The sequence below is a fragment of the Escherichia whittamii genome, assembly GCF_014836715.1.
Lineage (GTDB): Bacteria > Pseudomonadota > Gammaproteobacteria > Enterobacterales > Enterobacteriaceae > Escherichia > Escherichia whittamii.
On the sequence record NZ_JACSQI010000001.1, the window covers coordinates 347,555 to 372,131 of the forward strand.

25 protein-coding genes and 1 pseudogene are annotated in these 24,577 nt (G+C 50.5%); 12 read left to right on the forward strand and 14 right to left on the reverse strand.

Translation table 11 applies throughout. From position 1 onward, the window contains the following. Positions 1 to 26: 26 nt before the first annotated feature. Complete coding sequence (locus H9644_RS01540) at positions 27 to 1,214, reverse strand: YjgN family protein (RefSeq protein ID WP_064530214.1); 1,188 nt, start codon at positions 1,212 to 1,214, stop codon at positions 27 to 29. A gap of 192 nt (positions 1,215 to 1,406) precedes the next feature. On the opposite strand from H9644_RS01540, the gene H9644_RS01545 reads away from it, so the two are divergent. Continuing rightward, positions 1,407 to 1,910: a GNAT family N-acetyltransferase gene (locus H9644_RS01545; protein WP_064530213.1), complete on the forward strand. Its 504-nt coding sequence runs from the start codon at positions 1,407 to 1,409 to the stop codon at positions 1,908 to 1,910. Between the two features lie 45 nt (positions 1,911 to 1,955). Here H9644_RS01545 and rraB read toward each other — a convergent pair whose 3' ends face one another. Then, positions 1,956 to 2,372 carry a ribonuclease E inhibitor RraB gene (gene rraB, locus H9644_RS01550; protein ID WP_000002947.1) on the reverse strand — a complete coding sequence of 139 codons (417 nt, stop codon included), beginning with the start codon at positions 2,370 to 2,372 and terminating at the stop codon, positions 1,956 to 1,958. A 161-nt stretch (positions 2,373 to 2,533) separates the two neighbouring features. Between rraB and argF the strand changes: the two genes are divergently transcribed. Beyond that, the gene (gene argF / locus H9644_RS01555) at positions 2,534 to 3,538 is read left to right on the forward strand and encodes an ornithine carbamoyltransferase (protein WP_064530212.1); all 1,005 of its coding nucleotides are present in this window, start codon (positions 2,534 to 2,536) and stop codon (positions 3,536 to 3,538) included. 44 nt (positions 3,539 to 3,582) lie between these two features. Here the strand turns inward: argF and tabA are convergent, their stop codons facing one another. Continuing rightward, a complete protein-coding gene (gene tabA / locus H9644_RS01560; RefSeq protein WP_180555602.1) occupies positions 3,583 to 4,035 on the reverse strand; it encodes a toxin-antitoxin biofilm protein TabA in 453 nt (150 codons plus the stop codon). Between the two features lie 260 nt (positions 4,036 to 4,295). Here tabA and pyrL point away from each other — a divergent pair, with 260 nt between their 5' ends. From pyrL to H9644_RS01585, 5 genes are all read left to right on the forward strand, one after another. Next, positions 4,296 to 4,430 carry a pyr operon leader peptide gene (gene pyrL / locus H9644_RS01565; protein ID WP_191772808.1) on the forward strand — a complete coding sequence of 45 codons (135 nt, stop codon included), beginning with the start codon at positions 4,296 to 4,298 and terminating at the stop codon, positions 4,428 to 4,430. A 2-nt stretch (positions 4,431 to 4,432) separates the two neighbouring features. After that, complete coding sequence (pyrB, locus tag H9644_RS01570; protein ID WP_000013046.1) at positions 4,433 to 5,368, forward strand: aspartate carbamoyltransferase; 936 nt, start codon at positions 4,433 to 4,435, stop codon at positions 5,366 to 5,368. Between the two features lie 12 nt (positions 5,369 to 5,380). Beyond that, positions 5,381 to 5,842 (forward strand): aspartate carbamoyltransferase regulatory subunit, encoded by a 462-nt coding sequence (gene pyrI, locus H9644_RS01575; protein WP_064530210.1) that lies wholly within the window; start codon positions 5,381 to 5,383, stop codon positions 5,840 to 5,842. A gap of 72 nt (positions 5,843 to 5,914) precedes the next feature. Then, positions 5,915 to 6,301, forward strand: a complete 387-nt coding sequence (locus H9644_RS01580; RefSeq protein WP_000047542.1) for an enamine/imine deaminase — start codon at positions 5,915 to 5,917, stop codon at positions 6,299 to 6,301. A gap of 66 nt (positions 6,302 to 6,367) precedes the next feature. After that, complete coding sequence (locus tag H9644_RS01585; RefSeq protein ID WP_191772810.1) at positions 6,368 to 6,811, forward strand: transposase; 444 nt, start codon at positions 6,368 to 6,370, stop codon at positions 6,809 to 6,811. A gap of 56 nt (positions 6,812 to 6,867) precedes the next feature. Here the strand turns inward: H9644_RS01585 and mgtA are convergent, their stop codons facing one another. Both mgtA and mgtL read right to left on the reverse strand, forming a co-directional pair. After that, complete coding sequence (gene mgtA, locus H9644_RS01590; RefSeq protein WP_191772812.1) at positions 6,868 to 9,564, reverse strand: magnesium-translocating P-type ATPase; 2,697 nt, start codon at positions 9,562 to 9,564, stop codon at positions 6,868 to 6,870. A 140-nt stretch (positions 9,565 to 9,704) separates the two neighbouring features. Next, positions 9,705 to 9,758, reverse strand: a complete 54-nt coding sequence (gene mgtL / locus H9644_RS01595) for a mgtA regulatory leader peptide MgtL (RefSeq protein ID WP_100207247.1) — start codon at positions 9,756 to 9,758, stop codon at positions 9,705 to 9,707. Between the two features lie 173 nt (positions 9,759 to 9,931). Between mgtL and treR the strand changes: the two genes are divergently transcribed. The 3 genes from treR to nrdG all read left to right on the forward strand — a co-directional run bounded on the left by treR (position 9,932) and on the right by nrdG (position 14,240). Next, positions 9,932 to 10,879: a trehalose operon repressor TreR gene (treR, locus tag H9644_RS01600; RefSeq protein WP_191772814.1), complete on the forward strand. Its 948-nt coding sequence runs from the start codon at positions 9,932 to 9,934 to the stop codon at positions 10,877 to 10,879. Positions 10,880 to 11,413: 534 nt separating this feature from the next. After that, on the forward strand, positions 11,414 to 13,552 hold the full coding sequence (gene nrdD / locus H9644_RS01605) for an anaerobic ribonucleoside-triphosphate reductase (protein WP_064530205.1): 2,139 nt from the start codon (positions 11,414 to 11,416) through the stop codon (positions 13,550 to 13,552). A 223-nt stretch (positions 13,553 to 13,775) separates the two neighbouring features. Beyond that, the gene (gene nrdG, locus H9644_RS01610) at positions 13,776 to 14,240 is read left to right on the forward strand and encodes an anaerobic ribonucleoside-triphosphate reductase-activating protein (protein ID WP_064530204.1); all 465 of its coding nucleotides are present in this window, start codon (positions 13,776 to 13,778) and stop codon (positions 14,238 to 14,240) included. On the opposite strand, the pseudogene H9644_RS01615 reads toward nrdG, so the two are convergent. The 4 genes and pseudogenes from H9644_RS01615 to pmbA form a co-directional block, all read right to left on the reverse strand. Beyond that, positions 14,241 to 14,530 (reverse strand): annotated as a pseudogene (locus tag H9644_RS01615) (type II toxin-antitoxin system RelE family toxin). Further along, positions 14,520 to 14,762, reverse strand: coding sequence for a type II toxin-antitoxin system RelB/DinJ family antitoxin (locus tag H9644_RS01620; protein WP_064530203.1), 243 nt, complete (start codon positions 14,760 to 14,762; stop codon positions 14,520 to 14,522). Before H9644_RS01620 ends, H9644_RS01615 begins: the two are co-directional and overlap by 11 nt. 191 nt (positions 14,763 to 14,953) lie before the next feature. Then, positions 14,954 to 15,340 (reverse strand): cytochrome b562, encoded by a 387-nt coding sequence (cybC, locus tag H9644_RS01625; protein ID WP_191772816.1) that lies wholly within the window; start codon positions 15,338 to 15,340, stop codon positions 14,954 to 14,956. A gap of 181 nt (positions 15,341 to 15,521) precedes the next feature. Then, the gene (pmbA, locus tag H9644_RS01630; protein WP_001162191.1) at positions 15,522 to 16,874 is read right to left on the reverse strand and encodes a metalloprotease PmbA; all 1,353 of its coding nucleotides are present in this window, start codon (positions 16,872 to 16,874) and stop codon (positions 15,522 to 15,524) included. Positions 16,875 to 16,967: 93 nt separating this feature from the next. Between pmbA and yjgA the strand changes: the two genes are divergently transcribed. Then, positions 16,968 to 17,519, forward strand: coding sequence for a ribosome biogenesis factor YjgA (yjgA, locus tag H9644_RS01635; protein WP_000166266.1), 552 nt, complete (start codon positions 16,968 to 16,970; stop codon positions 17,517 to 17,519). A gap of 149 nt (positions 17,520 to 17,668) precedes the next feature. On the opposite strand, the gene mpl is transcribed toward yjgA, so the two are convergent. Beyond that, complete coding sequence (gene mpl, locus H9644_RS01640) at positions 17,669 to 19,042, reverse strand: UDP-N-acetylmuramate:L-alanyl-gamma-D-glutamyl-meso-diaminopimelate ligase (RefSeq protein ID WP_191772819.1); 1,374 nt, start codon at positions 19,040 to 19,042, stop codon at positions 17,669 to 17,671. 175 nt (positions 19,043 to 19,217) lie between these two features. On the opposite strand from mpl, the gene fbp reads away from it, so the two are divergent. Beyond that, the gene (fbp, locus tag H9644_RS01645; RefSeq protein WP_064530200.1) at positions 19,218 to 20,216 is read left to right on the forward strand and encodes a class 1 fructose-bisphosphatase; all 999 of its coding nucleotides are present in this window, start codon (positions 19,218 to 19,220) and stop codon (positions 20,214 to 20,216) included. A 39-nt stretch (positions 20,217 to 20,255) separates the two neighbouring features. Here fbp and H9644_RS01650 read toward each other — a convergent pair whose 3' ends face one another. The 4 genes from H9644_RS01650 to ytfR are packed head-to-tail and all read right to left on the reverse strand — an operon-like array spanning position 20,256 to position 24,327. Beyond that, the gene (locus H9644_RS01650) at positions 20,256 to 20,771 is read right to left on the reverse strand and encodes a DUF2569 domain-containing protein (protein WP_191772821.1); all 516 of its coding nucleotides are present in this window, start codon (positions 20,769 to 20,771) and stop codon (positions 20,256 to 20,258) included. Between the two features lie 26 nt (positions 20,772 to 20,797). Continuing rightward, entirely contained in the window at positions 20,798 to 21,802 is a 1,005-nt protein-coding gene (gene yjfF / locus H9644_RS01655; protein WP_191772823.1) for a galactofuranose ABC transporter, permease protein YjfF, read from the reverse strand. Then, positions 21,789 to 22,811, reverse strand: a complete 1,023-nt coding sequence (gene ytfT, locus H9644_RS01660; protein ID WP_191772825.1) for a galactofuranose ABC transporter, ATP-binding protein YtfT — start codon at positions 22,809 to 22,811, stop codon at positions 21,789 to 21,791. Before ytfT ends, yjfF begins: the two co-directional genes overlap by 14 nt. A 13-nt stretch (positions 22,812 to 22,824) precedes the next feature. Next, entirely contained in the window at positions 22,825 to 24,327 is a 1,503-nt protein-coding gene (gene ytfR / locus H9644_RS01665; protein ID WP_191772827.1) for a galactofuranose ABC transporter, ATP-binding protein YtfR, read from the reverse strand. Between the last annotated feature and the right edge of the window lie 250 nt (positions 24,328 to 24,577).

Consider the following 24,577-nt stretch of genomic DNA (forward strand, 5'->3'; position numbering starts at 1 on the left):
GCCGGAGCATGCTCCGGCCTTTTTACTTAGATAAACGGAACATACGGCACAATACCGCGAGAAATCCACATTAACGGACCGCTATCCTGCGGTTTGTCATCATTCGCTAACTCCAGCGAATCAAGGTCACCCTGGACATGGGTATTGTTAGCAATCCAGCTAATCATCCACATTTTCAGCCAGGGATAAGCCAGACCACAGGTAATTGAGGAACCCATTAATACTGCAAACATGCGCAGAAGCATACCGAACGTGGTAACGGACGAATGAAAACGAATTGTTCCATTTGCCAGCGTTAAATTATTCAGAAACAGATTGCGTAACGTGACATAGAGATAACTGGCAAACACAAGAATCGCAACAAAATAAAGGAAATAAGAAGCCGCAATCTGCGGGTAATATTGCAATACAAGCTCACTACCTGCCTTAGACTGCCCCAACATGGTCATCATCATTAACTGCTGGAATACTGGTGCAATCATAATACCAATCACAATGATGAAAGGAGCCATGGTTAATATTGCGAGTGTACATCCTTTAATGCATTCTTTTACGTTTACCTGAATAGAAAACTTATGAATGCCAAAAGTTGCATTGTTACCCAGCAATGGCATCCATTTACTATAGGTTATACCATTGACGACACCCAGCCCGATGGCAGAAAGCAAACTTAACGCGACTAAGTTAAAGAATAATCCTCCTATCGATGTCGTCACTTGCGCAATAAGATACAGTGCGAACCAAAAAGCTAACGCCAACAGTACAGGTAGACCTAACATGACCCACCATGCACGGAGCATCGAGCAGTTAAAGCCAAAGCGAATGCCATTCAGTGAGGTCATGTTCGCCTGATACTGTAGACTCTTCACTGCCATGCAAGGAATACCGCAGATCAAGAGAGCAAACAGGAGAAAGCCAAGAACAAAGTGTTGGCCTGAAAAACAAGAAATACTAAGAAGATAAACGACAAAAATAAGGAACATGCTAACGAAAATGGCACCACCTGTTCCCTTATAACTAAATGGTTGCCCCTTGAGTGTCACATGTTGATAAATATAACGACGGCATTTCACCAATGCCCACGGCCCATATATTCCAAGAGTAATAATTGTCAGTAAAAAATTCACAAGACAAATAAGAAAATACTCACCGCCTTTGCCTGTAAAAACAAATGCGTGACGAGAATTATCTTTCCCGACGTTTACACCATTCATGAATCATATCCCTAAAATAAATTCCATTCATATAGATAATAATTCCAGTAAGTTGATACTGGTACGCCTAGAATACGCTTTCTCAAAGAGATATATGCTTAATATTTTCTGATTTATCTTCTTCTTGCACCGCATTAGCGAGGGTGGTATTAAAGTGAGCTATAAATCATACATTTGAAATTGAGCTATGCTATGAATGTTGTCGCTTCTCCCGCGCTCCGTTTGCGCAAACTTACTGCCGCCGATAATCCCGCCATCGCCAGCGTCATCCGCCAGGTATCTGCAGAATACGGTCTTACCGCTGATAAAGGCTATACCGTCGCCGATCCGAATCTCGACGAACTGTATCAAGTGTACAGCCAGCCTGGTCATGCTTATTGGGTGGTTGAATACAATGGTGAAGTGGTCGGCGGCGGCGGGATTGCGCCATTAACAGGTAGTGAAGCGGACATTTGCGAACTGCAAAAGATGTACTTTCTCCCCGTCATTCGCGGTAAAGGGCTGGCAAAAAAACTGGCCTTAATGGCGATGGAGCAGGCGCGAGAAATGGGTTTCAAACGCTGCTATCTGGAAACGACCGCTTTTTTGAAAGAAGCGATTGGTTTGTATGAACATTTAGGTTTTCAACATATCGATTATGCACTTGGCTGTACGGGTCATGTCGATTGTGAAGTGCGGATGCTGCGCGAACTCTAAAAAAATGCCCGCTAGTGTGTGCTATCGGGCCTTTTAATCAATTAATTAGTGGCGAACGCCGTCATCGTCTTCGTCGACGTAATCTTCATCGTCGCCGTCTTCGCCATTAGGATCTTCAAAGTAAGTTCCCCAACCGTCGTATTCAACGTCGAATTTTTCTGCCAGGTTCATCAGTTGTTCAACCTGAGCGTCGATCAGATCGGCATTCAACGCGCATTCGCTGAGAATGTCACAGCAGATAACGATATCGCCATCTTCCACTTCCAGCTCTTCTGGATCGGTCACTTCGTAGCCGAGTTTAAATGCTTCAACCGCGGCTTTTTCCAGGGTTTCCAGATCGTCCGCGGACAGATGGTGTTCGATGGTGTACAGCGCGTCCGGATCGCTACCATCTTCCAGTAATTCTTCAATAATCAAACGGGTTTCTTCACGCTGTTCTTCGAGCTGTTCCGGGTTTGCCATGTCTTATTCCTCTTAATGTCCTGCTGATACTCTTATTGTCACACACCACTGACATTGCCTCCACCTTTGTGACAAAGTTTTATGCTTTAGGCTTGCAAATGAATATTCATACATATAAATTGAATTTTAATTCATTATGGCGTAAGCCACAGGAGGGATCTATGTCCGGGTTTTATCATAAGCATTTCCTGAAATTACTTGATTTCACGCCAGCTGAACTCAACACCTTGCTCCAGTTAGCCGCGAAACTAAAAGCAGATAAAAAAAACGGTAAAGAAGAAGCCAGACTCATCGGTAAAAACATCGCGCTCATCTTCGAAAAAGACTCGACTCGTACCCGATGCTCTTTCGAAGTTGCCGCATATGACCAGGGCGCTCGCGTCACTTATCTCGGCCCCAACGGCAGTCAGATTGGCCATAAAGAGTCAATTAAAGATACCGCCCGCGTGCTTGGCCGCATGTATGACGGTATTCAGTATCGCGGCTATGGTCAGGAGATTGTCGAAACACTGGCGGAATACGCTGAAGTCCCGGTATGGAACGGACTGACCAATGAGTTCCACCCCACGCAACTGCTGGCAGATCTGCTGACCATGCAAGAACACTTGCCGGGTAAAGCGTTCAATGAGATGACGCTGGTCTACGCCGGAGATGCCCGCAATAACATGGGCAACTCGATGCTGGAAGCGGCCGCGCTGACCGGCCTGGATTTGCGTCTGGTGGCGCCAAAAGCGTGCTGGCCGGAAGCCTCACTGGTTGCCGAATGCCGCGCTCTGGCGCAGCAAAATGGCGGGAATATTACGCTGACAGAAGATATCGCAGCAGGCGTTAAAGGTGCTGACTTTATCTATACCGATGTGTGGGTGTCGATGGGGGAAGCGAAAGAGAAATGGGCAGAACGTATTGCATTGCTACGTGATTATCAGGTGAATAGCAAAATGATGCAGTTGACTGGTAATCCCGAAGTCAAATTCCTCCACTGCCTGCCCGCGTTTCATGACGACCAAACGACGTTAGGTAAAAAGATGGCCGAAGAATTTGGCCTGCACGGTGGGATGGAAGTGACGGATGAAGTCTTTGAATCTGCCGCCAGCATTGTTTTTGATCAGGCGGAAAACCGTATGCATACTATCAAAGCGGTGATGGTCGCAACGCTCGCCCAATAACGCCAGTACCGGAGGCGCGTAACGGCGCCACCGGTATAACTCGCTTACGCCATCAGCATTTTCACAACCGCTTTGCGAACCTGAGCAGGCTCACCTACTGCGCACAGCGGTTTGTGCACTTCACCCGGATAGAACACGACAAAGTCACCTTCATTGAGGATGACTGTTTTCTCCTCAACGCCTTCCGGCAAAAAAGCGATGTCTTTATCGGCTAACCAGTCAGTATCCGGCGTACCCGCAGGCTGCGTGCTAAAGGTCATTCCTTCCTGCCCTTTTAACACAATCTGAATGTCGAGATAGCGGGCATGGTACTCCGCACGACGCGCTTCATACGGCTCGGTCATATCTTCAGAGATAAGATAAAACAGACGGTTGCCTTCGATATCGTGCTTACCTTTTGGTGTTTCTGCCGTAACGTGCATTTTGATATGTTCAATAGCCTGGCGTAACTCTTCTGGCAACCACGGTTGGAGATTATGAATATTTCCGATGATCATCTTTTTCATTCCTCAATTAAAACAATGTTTCATTTCTCTCGTTATACGTAATTCCTTACTGCCATACCAGCATTTTTTGCCGTCCGATTGCGCCAGAGCATGTTCTTCTGTCCGCTTGCCATAAAAACAAATATTGTTAAAAATTCAATTTTAAAGCATATAAATTCACTACAATCGTTTACCTGGGTAATTTTTTGCATTAATCGCTTGATCACATTTTCTGCCTGAGTATAATGCCGGACGATTTGCCGGGAGGATGTATGGTTCAGTGTGTTCGACATTTTGTCTTACCGCGTCTGAAAAAAGACGCTGGCCTGCCGTTTTTCTTCCCGTTGTTCACCTATTCCCAGCCCCTCAATCGAGGGGTTTTTTTTTGCCCAGGCGTCAGGAGATAAACATGGCTAATCCGCTATATCAAAAACACATCATTTCCATAAATGACCTTAGTCGCGATGACCTTAATCTGGTGCTGGCGACAGCGGCGAAACTGAAAGCCAATCCGCAGCCAGAGCTTTTGAAGCATAAAGTGATCGCCAGCTGCTTCTTCGAAGCCTCTACGCGTACCCGCCTCTCTTTCGAAACCTCGATGCACCGCCTGGGCGCCAGCGTGGTGGGATTTTCTGACAGCGCAAACACCTCACTGGGAAAAAAAGGTGAAACGCTGGCTGATACCATCTCGGTTATCAGCACCTATGTCGATGCGATTGTGATGCGCCATCCGCAGGAAGGTGCGGCGCGCCTGGCCACCGAGTTTTCCGGCAATGTACCAGTACTGAATGCCGGCGATGGTTCCAACCAACATCCAACCCAAACCTTGCTGGATCTGTTCACTATTCAGGAAACCCAGGGACGTCTCGACAATCTCCACGTTGCGATGGTCGGCGACCTGAAATATGGCCGTACCGTTCACTCCCTGACTCAGGCATTGGCGAAGTTCGATGGCAACCGTTTTTACTTCATCGCCCCGGATGCGCTGGCAATGCCGCAGTACATTCTGGATATGCTCGATGAAAAAGGTATCGCCTGGAGTCTGCATAGTTCCATTGAAGAAGTGATGGCGGAAGTGGACATTCTGTATATGACTCGCGTGCAAAAAGAGCGTCTGGACCCGTCCGAGTACGCCAACGTGAAAGCACAGTTTGTCCTGCGCGCCAGCGATCTTCACAACGCCAAAGCCAATATGAAAGTGCTGCATCCGCTGCCACGCGTTGATGAGATTGCCACTGATGTGGATAAAACGCCGCACGCCTGGTACTTCCAGCAAGCAGGCAACGGGATTTTCGCTCGCCAGGCGTTACTGGCACTGGTTCTGAATCGCGATCTGGTACTGTAAGGGGAAATAGAGATGACACACGATAATAAATTGCAGGTTGAAGCTATCAAACGCGGCACGGTAATTGACCATATCCCCGCCCAGGTCGGTTTTAAGCTGTTGAGCTTGTTCAAGTTAACCGAAACCGATCAGCGCATCACCATCGGTCTGAACCTGCCTTCCGGAGAGATGGGCCGCAAGGATCTGATCAAAATCGAAAATACTTTTTTAAGTGAAGATCAGGTAGACCAACTGGCACTGTATGCACCGCAAGCCACGGTAAACCGTATCGACAACTATGACGTGGTCGGCAAATCGCGCCCCAGCCTGCCTGAACGTATTGATAATGTGCTGGTCTGCCCGAACAGCAACTGTATCAGCCATGCTGAACCGGTTTCTTCCAGCTTTGCCGTGAGAAAGCGCGCCAATGATATTGCGCTCAAATGCAAATACTGCGAAAAAGAGTTTTCCCATAATGTGGTGCTGGCCAATTAATTGCGGTTGGTAATAAATGTCAGGCTCCCTATAATGAGCCAGACTTTTTACCGCTGTAATAAAGGAGAAATCATGAGCAAAACTATCGCGACGGAAAATGCACCCGCAGCTATCGGACCTTACGTTCAGGGCGTTGATCTGGGCAGTATGATCATCACCTCCGGTCAGATCCCGGTAAACCCGAAAACTGGCGAAGTACCGGCAGACGTAGCGGCACAAGCGCGTCAGTCTTTGGATAACGTGAAAGCGATCGTGGAAGCGGCTGGCCTGAAAGTGGGCGATATCGTTAAAACCACCGTGTTTGTGAAAGACCTGAACGATTTCGCAACCGTAAACGCCACTTACGAAGCGTTCTTCACCGAGCACAATGCCACCTTCCCGGCACGTTCTTGCGTTGAAGTTGCACGTCTGCCGAAAGACGTGAAGATTGAGATCGAAGCGATCGCTGTTCGTCGCTAATCTCTTTCAAATAGATAATCCAGGTTTCGCGCCTGGATTATCTGATTCAACCACGGAGGGTTGAAGATGGCTAAAGCCCGCTTCACTGACGAACAAATTGCTGAAATTTTACAGCAGTCAAAAAAAGGTGCGCCTAATAAGGAACTATGTGAACGCTATCAATTTAGTGTTAGTACGCTCCGGCGCTGGCAAGAACAGCACGCAGAAGGCGTAAGAAGTGAAATAAAAAAAATAGAATCTAAAGCGCAAATCGTCTTTCTCCTTTTCTTTGCAGTCTCCATTATACTCACGCTTATATTTGGCAAACCTACAGGTGGGTGGGTAATACCACCTTTATTACTTTATTGTATTTATTATATTCGCCTGTATCGCAACATCTCCTCCAGACACATTAAAGAAGAAGACATCTATCTCTCTCGTTCGGTGAATAAAAGCTATAGCGCCCTTTATAATTTAAGCTGGACGTTTATTTGTTTTTTTATTTTTGTAGTAATCTATTTTTTTGTGTAGATCTTTTCGTAGGAGACTGATCTGAAAAAGTATTTCAGATCAGTCTCATCACTGGCTTACTGCCAACCGTAACGACGACTATAACCCCCTTTGACCAACTGCGTTAACGTCATATACCCTGCCAGAATCGCAACCAGCCACGGGAAGTAACTTAACGGCAGCGCCTGCAGTTGCAGATAACCAGCCAGCGGTGAAAACAGCAACGCGATCCCCACGACCATCACAATCGCGGTCATCGCCATTAATGGCCACGACGCGCAACTTTGAATAAACGGCACACGGCGGGTGCGGATCATATGCACAACCAGCGTTTGCGACAGCAATCCCACCACAAACCAGCCCGACTGGAACAGAGTTTGCGTTTCCGGCGTATTGGCATGAAATACCCACCACATCAGACAAAACGTCAGGATATCGAAGATCGAGCTGATCGGTCCGAAGAAGATCATAAAGCGGCCAAGATCCGCCGGATTCCAACGCTGCGGCTTTTGAATCTGCTCGTCATCAACGTTATCAAACGGGATTGCTACCTGTGATACATCGTACAGTAAGTTCTGGATCAGTAAGTGTAATGGCAACATCGGCAGGAAGGGTAAGAAAGCACTCGCCACCAGCACGCTGAACACATTACCGAAGTTAGAACTCGCCGTCATTTTGATGTATTTCAACATGTTGGCGAACGTGCGGCGCCCTTCAATGACCCCCTCTTCCAGCACCATCAGACTTTTTTCCAGCAGAATGATATCAGCCGCTTCACGGGCTATATCTACCGCGCCGTCTACGGAAATACCGATATCAGCGGCACGTAACGCTGGTGCGTCATTAATACCATCCCCCATAAAGCCAACCACATGCCCTTCGCGCTTCAGTAAGGTCACAATACGTTCTTTATGCATCGGCGTCAGACGGGCAAACAGCGTGGTACGCTGCGCGAGATTTGCCAGTTCGTCGTCTGATAGTGTTTCAATATCACTACCAATAACCACCTTTCCCGCGTCCAGCCCCACTTCATGGCACACCTTCGCCGCCACCAGTTCGCTATCGCCAGTGAGGATTTTTACGGTGATCCCACTCGCCTTTAACGCCTGCAGCGCCGGAGCCGTTGTCTCTTTTGGTGGATCAAGAAAAGCAATATATCCTTCGAGGATCAGGTCGGATTCATCCGCCCGTTGGTAATCCCCTTCACGCGCTGGCAGGTATTTCGTCGCCACCGCAACTACGCGCAGCCCCTGACGATTCAGCGTATCGGTTACCCGCTTAATCTTACGCAGCATGGTGTCATCGAGCGGAATAATCGCGCCATGATGACGCACCTGCGAACACACATTGAGGATTTCCTGCAATGCGCCTTTGCACACCAGTTGATGGTGTTCGGCATTTTCTGCCACGACCACCGACATCCGGCGACGCTCGAAATCAAAAGGAATTTCATCCACTTTCTGCCAACGGCTGGCCAGCGAACGCGCTGACTTTTCATCTATACCTTCCAGCACCGCCGTATCAAGCAGGTTTTTAAGTCCGGTCTGGTAATGACTGTTCAACCACGCGCTATGCAGCACGCGTTCGCTGGTTTTGCCGGAGATATCGGTATGATTCTCCAGCACAATTTTATCTTGCGTCAGGGTGCCTGTTTTATCGGTGCACAGAATATCCATTGCACCAAAGTTCTGAATCGCATCCAGATGTTTGACGATCACTTTCTGTTTCGACAGTTTTACCGCACCACGCGCCAGCGTCGAGGTGACAATCATCGGCAGCATTTCCGGCGTTAAGCCCACCGCTACCGAAAGCGCGAATAGCGCAGCTTCCCACCAGTCGCCTTTGGTGTAGCCGTTGATGAACAGCACCACGGGCGCCATCACTAGCATAAAGCGAATCAGCAGCATACTGACGCGGCTGATCCCTTGCTGAAAAGCATTCGGTTCGCTTTCCTGCTCGCTGACTCGTCCTGCCAGTTGACCAAACCAGGTATTGGCGCCTGTGGCAATCACCATTGCTTGCGCCGTGCCGCTCACCACGGTGGTCCCCATATAACACAGGGTATCGCACTCCAGCGGATTGCTATGCTCTGGCTGGCGAGTGGTTGCTGTTTTTTCAACGGGTAGAGACTCACCGGTTAACGACGCCTGGGCGACGAACAGATCCCGCGCCTGCAAAATACGTAAATCTGCCGGGATCATATCTCCCGCTGCCAGTTTAATAATATCGCCAGGCACTAGCTGGTCGATGGGGATCTCCAGCCAGCCATTTTCGCCTTTGTCGTTAATTACGCGCAGCACTGTCGCGGTATTACTAACCATCGCTTTCAGAGCATCTGCCGCTTTGGTGGAACGCGCTTCCTGAACGAAATTCAGCAACGTAGAAATGGCCACCATTAACGCGATAACGCCTGCGGCAAATAAATCTTCCGTGGCATAAGAAATACCGCCGAGGATGGTGAGCAAAATATTAAAGGGGTTGCGATAGCAGACCCACAAATGTACCCACCACGGCGACGGTTGTTGCGCAGGTAATTTATTTTCACCGTATTGTTCGCGGGCAGATTCCACTTCTGCCTGATTTAACCCCTCCGGATGGGTGTCGAACGTTTTCCATAGTTCCTCTTCTGGCATCACCGCCATCTTCAGGCAATGCGCGCTTAAGGAAGGCGGGATCGGTGCATTCGCTGTCTGCTGCGCACCAGGCAGCGGATCGCGACGGATCAGACGGGAAGGTAAATGGCGAATTAGCCGGGTAAAAATTTCTTTAAACATAGAAAGTCCCTCCGCACCGTCTGGAACAGTGCAGAAATGTCTTCAGGCGTAGCAAAGCCTTACCTGACGGTAATAAATATGAGCAGGGACGTTAAAACGTCACGGCCTTACGCATCCGGTAACACCGTGAAAAGACAGGCTTACCGGAAAAGTTTTAATCTCCAACGGGGGAGAGGCGTGGGATCAGGTTCCATATAACCTCCGGTAAGTGAATAAATAGCGCCGCGAATCCAATAATATTCGTAGCATTTATGCCGATATAATACCTGTAAGCAACTAAACCAACGATAAACCAGACTTTACCCATTGCTGAATGCGTGGGTAAAGTTAGGCTCAAATAATTAAACGCAAATTACGGGACAACAGGATGCAAAATCGGCTGACCATCAAAGACATCGCTCGCTTAAGCGGCGTGGGGAAATCCACGGTTTCCCGAGTGCTGAATAACGAAAGCGGCGTGAGTCGGCACACGCGCGAGCGAGTTGAAGCCGTGATGAATCAGCATAGATTTTCCCCTTCCCGCTCTGCGCGCGCCATGCGTGGACAAAGCGATAAAGTTGTCGCCATTATCGTTACCCGTCTGGATTCGTTTTCAGAAAATCTCGCCGTTCAGACCATGCTGCCTGCATTCTATGAACAGGGTTACGACCCAATCATGATGGAAAGCCAGTTTTCCCCGCAATTAGTGGCCGAACATTTGGGGGTACTGAAACGTCGTAATATCGACGGCGTGGTACTGTTTGGTTTTACCGGCATAACAGAAGAAATGTTAGCCCCCTGGCAGTCATCGCTGGTTCTGCTGGCGCGTGACGCAAAAGGCTTTGCTTCGGTCTGTTATGACGACGAAGGGGCAATCAAAATCCTGATGCAACGGCTGTATGACCAGGGGCATCGCAATATCAGCTATCTCGGCGTACCGCACAGCGACGTGACTACCGGTAAGCGGCGTCACGAAGCCTACCAGGCGTTCTGCAAAGCACATAAGCTACATCCCGTCGCCGCCCTGCCTGGCCTCACCATGAAGCAAGGTTACGAGAATGTGGCAAAAGTAATTACCCCTGAAACCACCGCGTTACTGTGCGCAACCGACACACTGGCACTTGGCGCAAGTAAATACCTGCAAGAACAACGCATCGATACCTTACAACTGGCGAGTGTTGGTAATACGCCTTTGATGAAGTTTCTCCATCCGGAAATCATAACCGTTGATCCAGGCTACGCAGAAGCCGGACACCAGGCGGCCTGCCAGTTGATCGGGCAGGTAACCGGACGCAGTGAACCTCAACAAATCGTCATACCCGCGGCCCTTTCCTGAGTGTTTCCTTCTACCAGATTTATCCAAAGAGTGTTCAGAACACCACAGGTAACTTCTGATGCATAAATTGAAGAAGCCTCTCTACAACGCTGTGCCATGACATTACGGTCTTTTAAGGCTGTCTGGCGGTTTCAGAGATAATCCTCCTCCAGACCACGCTAAAGCGAGTATTTCCGGGGACTTACCGGGTAGTATATTGTTTTTGTTGATTTTATAACCAGAAAATCATTAAAAAATTTACACATCGCTCTAGCGCCCGCCATCCGTACTCTCTGCCTTTTACTTTGAGCTAAATCAAAAAAACCGCAAACATCCTTAATGCAAAGCACTATATATAGACTTTAAAATGCATCTGAACCCAATATGTTGTATCCATCGTCTAAACTTGCAACAAGATACATACCAACGAAGCCGACACAATTGTGGATAAAGCGAATTGGGATTGCCGTAAATCCCCGTAACAAGAGCTGAATAAACCGGGGCGCACTTCCCCACTTTCTGTGGATAACCTGTTCTTAAAAATATGGAGCGATCATGACACCGCATGTGATGAAACGAGACGGCTGCAAAGTGCCGTTTAAATCAGAGCGCATCAAAGAAGCTATTCTGCGTGCAGCTAAAGCAGCGGAAGTCGATGATGCAGATTATTGTGCCACTGTTGCCGCTATCGTCAGCGAGCAAATGCAGGGGCGTAACCAGGTAGATATCAACGAAATCCAGACCGCCGTTGAAAACCAGCTGATGTCTGGCCCGTACAAACAACTGGCCCGTGCATATATTGAGTACCGTCACGATCGCGACATTGAACGTGAAAAACGCGGTCGTCTGAACCAGGAGATCCGTGGTCTGGTCGAGCAGACTAATTCCTCGCTGCTCAATGAAAACGCGAATAAAGACAGTAAGGTCATTCCGACCCAGCGTGACCTGCTGGCCGGGATTGTTGCTAAACACTATGCACGTCAGCACCTGCTGCCGCGTGACGTGGTGCAGGCGCATGAACGTGGCGATATCCACTACCACGATCTCGATTACTCGCCGTTCTTCCCGATGTTCAACTGCATGTTGATCGACCTGAAAGGCATGCTGACGCAAGGCTTTAAGATGGGGAATGCCGAGATTGAACCGCCGAAGTCGATCTCTACAGCTACAGCAGTAACTGCGCAGATTATTGCTCAGGTCGCCAGCCATATTTATGGTGGCACCACCATTAACCGTATCGACGAAGTTCTGGCGCCGTTTGTCACCGCCAGCTACAACAAGCATCGTAAAACTGCGGAAGAGTGGAGCATCCCGGACGCCGAAGGCTACGCCAACTCTCGTACCATCAAAGAGTGCTACGACGCATTCCAGTCGCTGGAATATGAAGTAAATACCCTGCACACCGCTAACGGTCAGACGCCGTTTGTGACCTTTGGCTTTGGTCTGGGTACCAGCTGGGAATCGCGCCTGATTCAGGAATCTATCCTGCGTAACCGTATCGCGGGCTTGGGTAAAAACCGTAAAACCGCCGTGTTCCCGAAACTGGTGTTTGCAATTCGCGATGGCCTGAACCATAAAGTGGGCGATCCGAACTACGACATCAAACAGCTGGCGCTGGAGTGCGCGAGCAAACGCATGTATCCAGATATCCTGAACTACGATCAGGTAGTGAAAGTCACTGGCTCGTTTAAAACGCCAATGGGTTGCCGCAGCTTCCTCGGCGTGTGGGAAGACGAAAACGGTGAGCAGATCCACGATGGTCGTAACAACCTCGGCGTGATCAGCCTGAACCTGCCACGTATTGCGCTGGAAGCGAAAGGTGATGAAGCCACCTTCTGGAAGTTGCTGGATGAACGTCTGGTGCTGGCGCGTAAGGCGCTGATGACCCGTATCGCCCGTCTGGAAGGCGTGAAAGCGCGCGTAGCGCCGATCCTCTATATGGAAGGTGCTTGTGGCGTGCGTCTGAATGCTGACGACGACGTTTCTGAAATATTCAAAAACGGTCGTGCATCTATTTCGCTGGGCTACATCGGTATCCACGAAACCATTAACGCGCTGTTCGGCGGCGAGCATGTTTACGACAACGAGCAGCTTCGTGCGAAAGGAATTGCGATTGTTGAGCGTCTGCGTCAGGCGGTGGATCAGTGGAAAGAAGAAACCGGTTACGGTTTCAGCCTCTACAGTACGCCGAGTGAGAACCTGTGTGACCGCTTCTGCCGTCTCGATACCGCAGAGTTTGGCGTAGTGCCGGGCGTGACGGACAAAGGTTACTACACCAACAGTTTCCACCTCGATGTGGAGAAGAAGGTGAACCCGTACGACAAGATCGACTTTGAAGCGCCTTATCCCCCGCTGGCCAACGGTGGCTTCATTTGCTACGGCGAGTATCCAAACATTCAGCACAACCTGAAGGCGCTGGAAGATGTCTGGGATTACAGCTATCAGCATGTACCGTATTACGGCACCAACACGCCGATCGATGAATGCTACGAATGTGGCTTTACCGGCGAGTTTGAGTGCACCAGCAAAGGCTTCACCTGTCCGAAATGTGGTAACCATGACACCTCCCGTGTGTCGGTGACTCGCCGCGTGTGCGGATATTTAGGTAGCCCGGATGCGCGTCCGTTTAACGCCGGTAAGCAGGAAGAAGTTAAGCGCCGCGTTAAACATTTGGGAAATGGGCAGATCGGTTGATCTCCACGCTGCGTTAAGCAAATGCCGGATGCGACGCTAAAGCGTCTTATCCGGCCTACGTTCGGCAACGGCTGTAGGCTTTCACATATCACTCCGTTTTCGCAAAGCAATTGGCGTCAGGACAAGGCGGCAAACGAATGAACCCCAGGGAGCTTACGTCAAGTAAGTGACCTGGGTGAGTGAGAGCTGCCACCGCAGTCATGGCGTCAATTGAGAAGCGAAAATGAACTTTCATCAGTACTATCCTGTCGACATCGTCAACGGCCCCGGCACTCGTTGCACCCTGTTTGTCTCCGGGTGCGTTCATGAATGCCCCGGTTGCTATAACAAAAGCACCTGGCGGGTAAATTCCGGTCAGCCATTTACCAAAGAAATGGAAGACCAGATCATCAACGATCTGAACGACACCCGCATCAAACGCCAGGGCATTTCCCTTTCCGGCGGCGACCCGCTGCATCCGCAAAACGTGCCGGATATTCTGAAGCTGGTACAACGCATCCGCGCCGAGTGCCCTGGTAAGGATATCTGGGTGTGGACAGGCTATAAACTCGACGAACTCAACGCTGCGCAAATGCAGGTTGTTGATTTGATTAACGTGCTGGTCGACGGCAAATTTATGCAGGATTTAAAAGACCCTTCCCTGATCTGGCGCGGCAGCAGCAACCAGGTGGTGCACCATTTGCGGTAATCACTCTTCCAGCCGTTTATCCGCGTCTTCATAAACGGCTGAGTTCTCTCTCTTACCAATAGCTATCACCAACACGAGCAACTCTGTATCATTGACCTGATAGACCAGGCGATATCCCATTGTGCGAAGCTTAATTTTGTAGCAGTCCGGCAAATCCCGCAGTTTAGCCGACTGATTGCACGGTCTTTTCAGCGCCCCTCAAGCTTTTTTTAAAATTGTTCCCGGGCTGTCACGCCCAGTTCTTGCCACTCTTTCAGTGCTCGCGGAGCAAAGGCCAGCTCATAGCTCATCCAGTCGGACCTTAATGGTCTCTTGTGAGTTGACCAGTCGTTCCCTGACAGTGCGTAACAAGGCTTCTTCACTGTCACTGACAGTAAGCGTTTTTACCGGCATTCGCCCATTTTCCGCAACGTACTGAAACAGCAGCCGTACGGCTTCAGTAGGCGTGATATTTAATTTTTCCAGCACCGCATAAGCCTCATTTTTCAGTTTGTCATCCAGGCGGACGTTAAGTGTGGCCATTATGCCTCCGGTAATTATGAAAAGTGTAATGCATAATAGCATTACATATGCATTACATTCATTTCTGGAAAACGCCTCGCAAAAATGTCGGTGACACGCAGGAATATGCTGTAGTGAAGATAGATTTTGCGGTGATTTTACGAAGGGAGAAGAGTGCGTTGGGCGGCGACGTTTCACCGCCCAATGAGGAATTAACGATACTTCTTGTGATATGAATTGCGGGTCGTTTTCAGTTGCTCTGCGGCGGCCTGTGCTTCTTTGACTTTACCTTCATTAGCCAGCTTCAGCGCATCGTCAATCTGGCCAACCAGAATGTCGAAACCGTGGCGGAAATCTTTCATTTCCGGGCTGTCTGGCGATTTGCCTTCCAGCTTCGGCGGCGTCGCTTTTTGCGCATCCAGCGCCGCGGCGCGCATCTTCGTTAACGCGTCTTTGACTTGCGCCGCGTTATCCGCTTTTTCAACCACTTTTAAATTGTCGTTGAGGGTTTCCATATTGCTTTCCAGTTCCGCGGCAAACGACGCCGAACTGAATACCAACGAGGAGACTGCAAGAATAGCTAACAGGCTTTTACGCATTGCTCACTTCCTTCTTATTTACACTTCATCCTTCACACTGCCTCATCGACGGCTACGCTCATTCGCCCGAGTCACGTACTACGAGTACGCTCCCCGGCTCTCATTCACTTTCCGTCTCGATGCAGCGCGAATGATTTTGTGTAATTTTTTAGTTTATGGCGCGGCAGGTCGCGCCAGTTTTTTACTGCCCGGCGATTTTCATCTCCGGCAACAGTACAGAACCACACTGTATATTGCTGCGAGTTTCAATATCGTTACCGACGGTGACAATATTGCGCCACATATCTTTTAAATTACCTGCGATGGTGATTTCGCTAACCGGATACTGGATTTCGCCGTTTTCTACCCAGAAGCCCGCTGCACCACGGGAATAATCGCCGGTAATTGCACTCACGCCCTGGCCCATCAATTCTGTCACCACCAGTCCAGTGCCCATCTCTTTGAGCATTTGCTCGAAGCTTAGACCTTGTCCGGCAATGCGCCAGTTGTGAATACCGCCCGCGTGCCCGGTGCTTTTTAGTCCCAGCTTACGCGCCGAGTAGCTGGTCAACAGCCACTGAGTCAGGATGCCATCTTTAATAATGTCGCGACGTTCGGTACGCACACCTTCACTGTCGAATGGCGTAGATGCCAGCCCTTTCAGCAGATGCGGATGTTCTTCAATAGTCAGCCAGTCCGGTAGAATTTGTTTACCCAGCGAATCGAGCAGGAAGGTGGATTTACGGTAAACCGCACCACCGGCAATCGCCCCCACCAGATGACCGAACAGCCCGGTTGCCACTTCATTGGCAAAAATTACCGGTGCTTTCATGGTGGAGAGTTTACGCGGTGACAGACGCGATAAAGTACGGCGAGCGCAGTCTGCGCCAACCCACTCCGGCGTTTGTAGATCGCTCATCGCACGGCCAATGGTGTAGGCGTAATCACGCTCCATATCGCCATTTTCTTCGGCAATCACACAGCTGGAGAGTGAATGACGCGTTGAGCAGTAGCCCTGCAGCATACCGTGGCTATTGCCGAAAACTTTGACGCCGTAATGGCTGTTAAAACTGCCGCCTTCGGTGTTGGTAATGCGTTTATCCGCCTGTAATGCCGCCTGTTCTGCGCGGGCCGCCAGTTCAATGGCTTCATCCGGGGAAACTTCCGCAGGGTGGAACAAGTCGAGATCCGGCGCGTCAAAGGCCAGCAGCTCTTTATCTGCCACGCCTGCATACGGATCTGGCGAAGTGTAACGCGCAATATCCAGCGCCGCCTGTACAGTGCGGGCAATGGCTTGCGGACTTAGATCGGTGGACGATGCACTACCTTTACGGTTCTGGTGATAAACGGTTATCCCCAGCGCACCATCGCTATTGAATTCGACATTCTCCACTTCGCCATATCGCGTGCTAACGCTAATGCCGGTGGTCTTGCTGACGGCAACTTCCGCACCATCCGATTTGCCTGAGGCCAACTCCAGCGCAGTCGAAACTGCTTCTTCCAGAATCTTGCGCTGCGCTTCAACTTGAGAGATTACTTTCATTGCAAGTGCCATAATGTAGAGAGTTTCTCTGAAGTCTAACAGAGAACCGTTTTTCAGTGCGCATCTTAACTGGTAACATTAGCCTCTTTTTTTAAGGAGCCTGACATGACTAAGCAGCCCGAAGACTGGCTCGACGACGTTCCCGGTGATGACATCGAAGACGAAGACGATGAAATTATCTGGGTCAGTAAAAGTGAAATTAAACGCGATGCCGAGGAGTTAAAACGCCTGGGTGCGGAAATTGTAGATTTGGGGAAAAACGCGCTGGATAAGATCCCGCTAGATGCGGATCTGCGCGCGGCTATCGAGCTCGCCCAACGTATTAAGATGGAAGGCCGCCGCCGCCAGTTGCAGCTTATCGGTAAGATGCTGCGCCAGCGCGATGTAGAGCCTATCCGTCAGGCGCTGGATAAGCTGAAAAACCGCCACAACCAGCAGGTGGTGCTGTTCCATAAACTGGAAAACCTGCGCGATCGTCTGATCGATCACGGTGATGATGCTATCGCTGAAGTATTGAACCTGTGGCCAGATGCCGATCGTCAGCAATTACGTGCTCTGATCCGCAACGCGAAGAAAGAAAAAGAAGGGAACAAGCCGCCGAAATCCGCGCGACAGATTTTTCAGTATCTGCGCGAGCTGGCAGAGAACGAAGGGTAAGTTGTGTTGTTGATGTGAGCATGGTTTGCCGGATGCGGTGAACCTGTATGCCTGATACGACGCGTCAACGTCGCATCAGGCACTATGCTCAAATGCCGGATGCGGCGTAAACGCCTTATCCGGCCTACACAAGCATGCAAGGTGCAGAATTACTGCGCGGCTTCTGCCTTCTTCGCCAGACCATCCAGCAGTTTCTGATGAATACCACCAAAACCGCCGTTGCTCATCACCAGAATATGGTCGCCTGGCTGGGCGGTTTTCACCACCATGTCTGCCAGCGCATCAACATCTCCACTCCAGTGCGCAGGCTGAATACAGGCTTCTGCTACTTCTGCTACCTGCCACGAAATATGCGACGGTTGCAGCAGGAAGACTTCATCGGCACGACCTAATGACGGCGCCAAATCATCTTTGCAGACTCCCATCTTCATGGTGTTTGAGCGCGGCTCAAGCACGGCAATAATACGCGCCGTACCGCCAACTTTGCCGCGCAGCGCCGCCAGCGTTGCCAGAATTGCCGTTGGGTGATGGGCAAAATCGTCATACACCGTCACGCCGTTAGCTTCACCACGCAGTTCCAGGCGGCGACGGGCATTGATAAACAACCCCAGCGCGTTAGCGGCATCAGCCGGCGCTATGCCAACATGACGGGCAGCAGCAATCGCCATCAGACCGTTGTGCATATTATGTTCGCCCACCAGCGACCATTTCACTTCGCCCACTTTTTCGCCATCAAGCAAGACTTCCCATTCGGAAGCGTCAGTGGTCAGTTTTTTCGCCTGCCAGTGACCTTGCTCGCCCACCAACTCCTGTTCACTCCAGCAGCCCATCGCCAGGGTCTGTTTCAGGTTGATATCGTTTTCCGGCCAGATAATACGTCCCTGACCAGGAACAATACGCACCAGATGGTGGAATTGTTTCTGAATCGCTTTCAGGTCGTCGAAGATATCGGCGTGGTCGAACTCAAGGTTGTTGAGGATCAGCGTTCGCGGGCAGTAATGAACAAACTTAGAACGTTTGTCGAAGAAGGCGCAGTCATACTCGTCTGCTTCGATAACAAAGAAGTCGCTTTCGCCCAGGCGAGCAGAAACGTCAAAGTTCCCCGGAACGCCACCAATCACAAAACCTGGTTTATAGCCGCACTGTTCCAGAATCCAGGTCGCCATTCCCGCCGTGGTGGTTTTGCCGTGTGTACCGGCAACGGCCAGCACCCAGCGGTCGCGCAGCACAAAATCGTGCAACCACTGCGGACCTGACATATATGGAATGTTTTTTTCCAGTACCGCTTCCACACACGGATTTCCACGGGTCATGGCGTTGCCAATAATCACCAGATCCGGCTGAGGATCGAGCTGGCTGGCATCGTAACCCTGAATCAGTTCAATGCCTTGCTTCTCAAGTAAGGTGCTCATCGGCGGATACACATTGGCGTCCGAACCCGTTACTTCATGGCCCAACTGACGCGCCAGAATCGCCAGACCGCCCATAAACGTGCCACAAATTCCTAATATATGAATGCGCATACGTCACTATCCTTTTTTAATCTACCGTTCATTTTACGCATATGTCGGGCAACAGAGAAACGCATTTCAGGATAATCCGTAATTTGCTGGCGCGATTCACCTGAGCGCAACATTAAGATTATTTGTTAAGATTGTTGCGGTCGCTTTACTCCATAAACATTGCAGGGAAAGTTTTATGAAAACGTTAGGTGAATTTATTGTCGAAAAGCAGCACGAGTTTTCTCATGCTACCGGTGAGCTCACTGCTTTGCTATCGGCAATAAAACTGGGCGCCAAGATTATCCATCGCGATATCAACAAAGCTGGACTGGTTGATATCCTGGGTGCCAGCGGTGCTGAGAACGTGCAGGGCGAGGTTCAACAAAAACTCGACTTGTTCGCTAATGAAAAACTGAAAGCCGCACTGAAAGCGCGCGATATTGTTGCGGGCATTGCATCCGAAGAAGAAGATGAGATTGTCGTTTTTGAAGGCTGTGAACACGCAAAATACGTTGTGCTGATGGATCCACTGGATGGCTCGTCCAACATCGATGTTAACGTCTCTGTCGGTACCATTTTCTCCATCTACCGCCGCGTTACACCGGTCGGCACGCCGGTAACGGAAGAAGATTTCCTCCAGCCTGGTAACAAACAGGTTGCTGCAGGTTACGTGGTATACGGCTCCTCTACCATGCTCGTTTACACCACGGGATGCGGTGTTCACGCCTTTACTTACGATCCTTCGCTCGGCGTTTTCTGCCTGTGCCAGGAACGGATGCGCTTCCCGGAGAAAGGTTCAACCTACTCCATCAACGAAGGAAACTACATTAAGTTCCCTAACGGGGTGAAGAAGTACATTAAATTCTGCCAGGAAGAAGATAAGTCCACCAATCGCCCGTATACCTCACGTTATATCGGCTCACTGGTCGCGGATTTCCACCGTAATCTGCTGAAAGGCGGTATTTATCTCTACCCAAGCACCGCCAGCCACCCGGACGGTAAACTGCGTTTGCTGTATGAGTGCAATCCGATGGCGTTCCTGGCGGAACAAGCGGGCGGTAAAGCGAGCGATGGCAAAGAGCGTATTCTGGATATCATCCCGGAAACCCTGCACCAGCGCCGTTCTTTCTTCGTCGGCAATGACCATATGGTTGAAGATGTCGAACGCTTTATCCGTGAGTTCCCGGACGCGTAATGGTTTAAAAACGCCGGATTATTCCGGCGTTTTTGCGTTTTAATTAACAAAAGTTAATTTGACTCGTTTAGAGACACGGAAATAGGGAACCCAGATAGCCAGATGAATGATATTTTTCAGCACCCCCCATGCGTCTGAAAGTTCAATTGTGGCATGAAGAAATTGTACTGCTCCCCAGATATCAGCAACATTCAATGCGAAGAGCGCCAGAAGAAGGGCAATATAGTAGTGCGGAAGTTGGCGTTTCTTATTAAAAAACAAAAAAGTCGTATAACTCACCAACAGAAATATCATGGCAAATCCGACCACTTCCAGATAAAGCAGAGTTCTGAGCGGCTCTTCCTGAGTGCCCTGAGCAAGCCCCCATATTTGTACAAAAGAATAAATACTCGAAATAATCACCAGCACTAAAGAAATAGCAGGTATATACAGCCAACCTCCAATCCCTGTAAGCTTTTTATCAGCACAACTTTTACAATAATCGTCAGGTGGTAAAACATCCACTCCACAACTTTTGCATGTTGTACTTAAATCCTCACCTTCCTTTGCCCACATAAAAATATCCTTTTATATCAGTAAATTTACTCTTTTATTGTATTTTCCGGGCTCACTCTTATTACTGGCGAACTCTGACGATTCTCCCACAGCACCGTTAACCCACGCTGTAACGCAATAAAAATAAACAGCAAAATGCCAATGGCGATTTTCGTCCACCATGAACTCAGTGTGCCGTCAAAGTTTATGTAAGTCTGAATGAGTCCCTGAATCGCCACGCCAAAAAGCGTCCCTAATACTGTCCCAACGCCGCCGCTTAAAAGTGTACCGCCAATCACCACGGAGGCGATAGCGTCCAGTTCCACACCTACGCCTGCCAGCGCGTATCCGGCCTGGGTGTAAATAGAGAAAACAATCCCCGCCAGGGTCGCCAACCCAGTGGAAAGCATATAAATGCGAATAGTAGTGCTGCGAGTAGAAATTCCCATCAGGTTTGCTGAAGTCGCGTTGCCGCCAATAGCGTATACCTGATTACCAAAGCGGGTACGGTGTGCGAGGAAAATACCGATAACCACCACCGTAAGCATCAGCAGCCCCATCGCGCTTAAGCGACCACCGCCGGGGATTTTCCACGCAAGGCTTGAGAGCATGTCATAAATGGGATGGTTAATCGGGATCGATTCTTCCGAAACGAGATAGCTAACGCCACGCAAAAAGAACATCCCCGCAAGGGTAATAATGAACGCGGGGATCTTCAGCGCGTCGATCAGAAGTCCCATAAATGCACCGAAGGCACATCCCATCACCAGTACCAGCGGAAACGCCAACAGCGGCGAGAGGCCAAAGTCGCCAATCACTTTTGCCAAAAATACGCCGGTAAAAGCGATCACCGAACCGACGGAGAGATCGATCCCACCGGAGAGGATCACAAAGGTCATGCCGACGGCGATAATCCCCAGAAAAGCGTTATCGGTCAGAATATTGCAGATCACCCGCGTGGAGGCAAAACCGGGAAACTGTGTCAGGCAGTAGAGATAGCCCAGCACAAAGACGCCGATGGTGATCATCAGTGGCAAGTTACGTTTTATCACGACTACGTACTCCTTTAATCAGACTGATAAAGCGTTGCGACTGAACAATCAGCACGCAAAGCACCACCACGGCTTTCACCACCTGGTTCATCTCTGGCGGAAAGCCCGAGAGTAAAATCCCGGTGTTCATTCCCTGAATGATCAGCGCCCCTACCACCGAGAGCAGCAAGTTAAAGCGCCCGCCCATCAACGATCCACCGCCGATCACCACTGCGAGAATGGCGTCCAGCTCCAGCCATAATCCGGCGTTGTTGGCATCGGCGCCGCGGATATCCGCCGCCACGATGATGCCCGCTATCGCCGCGCATAATCCGCTCAACACGTAGGTGAGCATAACGACGATTCGTGTGTTGACTCCGGCATTTTTTGCCGCCCGGATGTTGATACCAACGGCTTCGATAAACATTCCCAGTGCCGTTTTGCGGGTCAACAGCCAGAAGAAGAATAACGTCAGTACAGCGATAATGACTGGCGTTGGAAAGAACAACAGCGATCCGCTGCCGAACCACGAGAGATCCGGCGAGTTGAAGGTGACGATCTGCCCGGAGGTGATCAATTGCGCAACACCACGTCCGGCGACCATCAGGATTAAAGTGGCGACAAACGGCTGAATTTTGAGGATCGCTACCAGAATGCCGTTCCACATTCCGGCCAGAATGCCAGTACCTAACGCACTAAGCAGCACAATCGGTACGCTAAATCCCGCTACCGTCATCGCGGCAGTTGTTGCTCCGGCGATAGCCATTACCGCCCCCACGGAGAGATCTATACCGCCGGTGGCGATCACCAGTGTCATGCCAATCGCCAGTAGCGCAACCGGGGCAGCGCGATTGAGAATATCAATGGGGCTACCGAACAAGCGGCCATCCTGAAGCACTACCTGCCAGAAATGCGGTGCCACCAGACTGTCGACCACTAGCACCAGCAACAGCGCCAGCAACTGCGGCATCCCCGTCGGCCAGCGAAAGCGCTTTTTCGACGACGCGGTGTCCGGGAGAGATTGAGGCATCACACTGTTCTCCTTACGCCGCAATGGCGTTCATGATCGCCGGAACGGAAAGCTCTGCCAGCGGGATCTCCGCTACCTGTTTGCGATCGCGCATGATAATCACTCGATCGGCATAACCCACCAGTTCTTCCAGTTCGGAAGAGATCACCAGCAGTGCCAGGCCATCGGCACACAGCGTTTCAATCAAGCGAATGATCTCGGCATGGGCGCCAACGTCAATGCCCCGCGTAGGTTCGTCGAGGATCAGAAATTGCGGGCGGGTCAGCAACCAGCGTGAGAGCAACACTTTTTGCTGATTACCGCCGGAGAGAAACTCAATGGGTTGTTCAGTGGAAGGGGTGCGAATGCCAAGCTGGCGGATAAAGCGTTCGGCAATTTCTTGTTGTTCCTTACGGGAAATTGGTCGCAGCCAGCCACGCTGGGCCTGGAGGGCAAGGATGATGTTTTCCCGCACCGAAGCGGCGGCAATGATGCCATCAGTTTTCCTGTCTTCCGGGCAAAAGCCGATGCCAAGTACCGAAGCCTGATGTGGCGATCGTAGCGTTTGTGGTTTGCCTTTGATCAGCGCCGTGCCGCTATCGGCAGGTTTGATACCGAAGATCACCTCAGCCGTTTCTGTCCGCCCTGATCCCAGCAAACCTGCCAGCCCGACGACCTCACCGGGGCGTACTTCCAGATCAAACGGCGCAATCGTTCCTTTCTTGCCGTAATTTTTAAACGCTGCAACGGGATTGTCACTAAGCAATGTTCTTCCGGCACGCTGTAGCGCGTGAGTGTCCAGCTCGCGCCCCAGCATCATTTTCACCAGTTCGATTTGTGGTAGCTCACGAGTTTCCCGACAGCCTACAAAACTGCCGTTGCGTAAGACGGTGATCCGATCGCTGACCTGATAAACCTGATCGAGAAAGTGAGTGACGAAGATCAAGCTGACACCGCGATCGCGAAGCTGGCGCATCAGGCCAAATAGCAGATCCACTTCCTGGGTGTCCAGGCTGGCAGTAGGTTCATCGAGGATCAGCACTTTGGCGGAGAGATCAATGGCCCGGCAAATGGCGACGATTTGCTGCATCGCGACTGAAAAGCGGTTAAGTGGTTCGCGCACGTCGAGAGAGAAACCATACGAAGCCATCAGTTCGGTAGCGCGCTTTTCCATCTCTTTACGTCGTAGCAGGCCGAAACGTTTAGGTTCGCGGCCTATGAATAGATTATCAGCAACCGACATGTTGGGTAACAGGTTGACTTCCTGATAGACGGTGCCGATACCTAGCTGCTGTGCGTGGGCGGTGTTTTTCGGTGAGATGGCCTGACCTTCCAGCCAGATAGTACCGCGATCGGCGTGGTAGACACCGGTAAGTGCTTTAATCAGCGTCGATTTACCGGCACCATTTTCGCCGAGCAGCGCCATGATTTCGCCACGGCGCAGGCTGAAATCCACGTTATCTAACGCTTTGACGCCGGGGAAAAATTTGCTTAATCCTTCGGTGCGGAGGATTTCCTGGTGTTGGTCGGTAGTCATGGTTTCCCCCAGTGTTAAGCGTGCTCCTGCCAGGCCTGATAAGACGCGCCAGCGTCGCATCAGGCATCAGTGCACAATCGCCGGATGCGGCGTAAACGCCTTATCCGGCCTACACAAATCAGCATCGGTTTGTAGGCCTGATAAGACGCGCCAGCGTCACATCAGGCATCAGTGCACAATCGCCGGATGCGGCGTGAACGCCTTATCCGGCCTACACAAATCAGCATCGGTTTGTAGGCCTGATAAGACG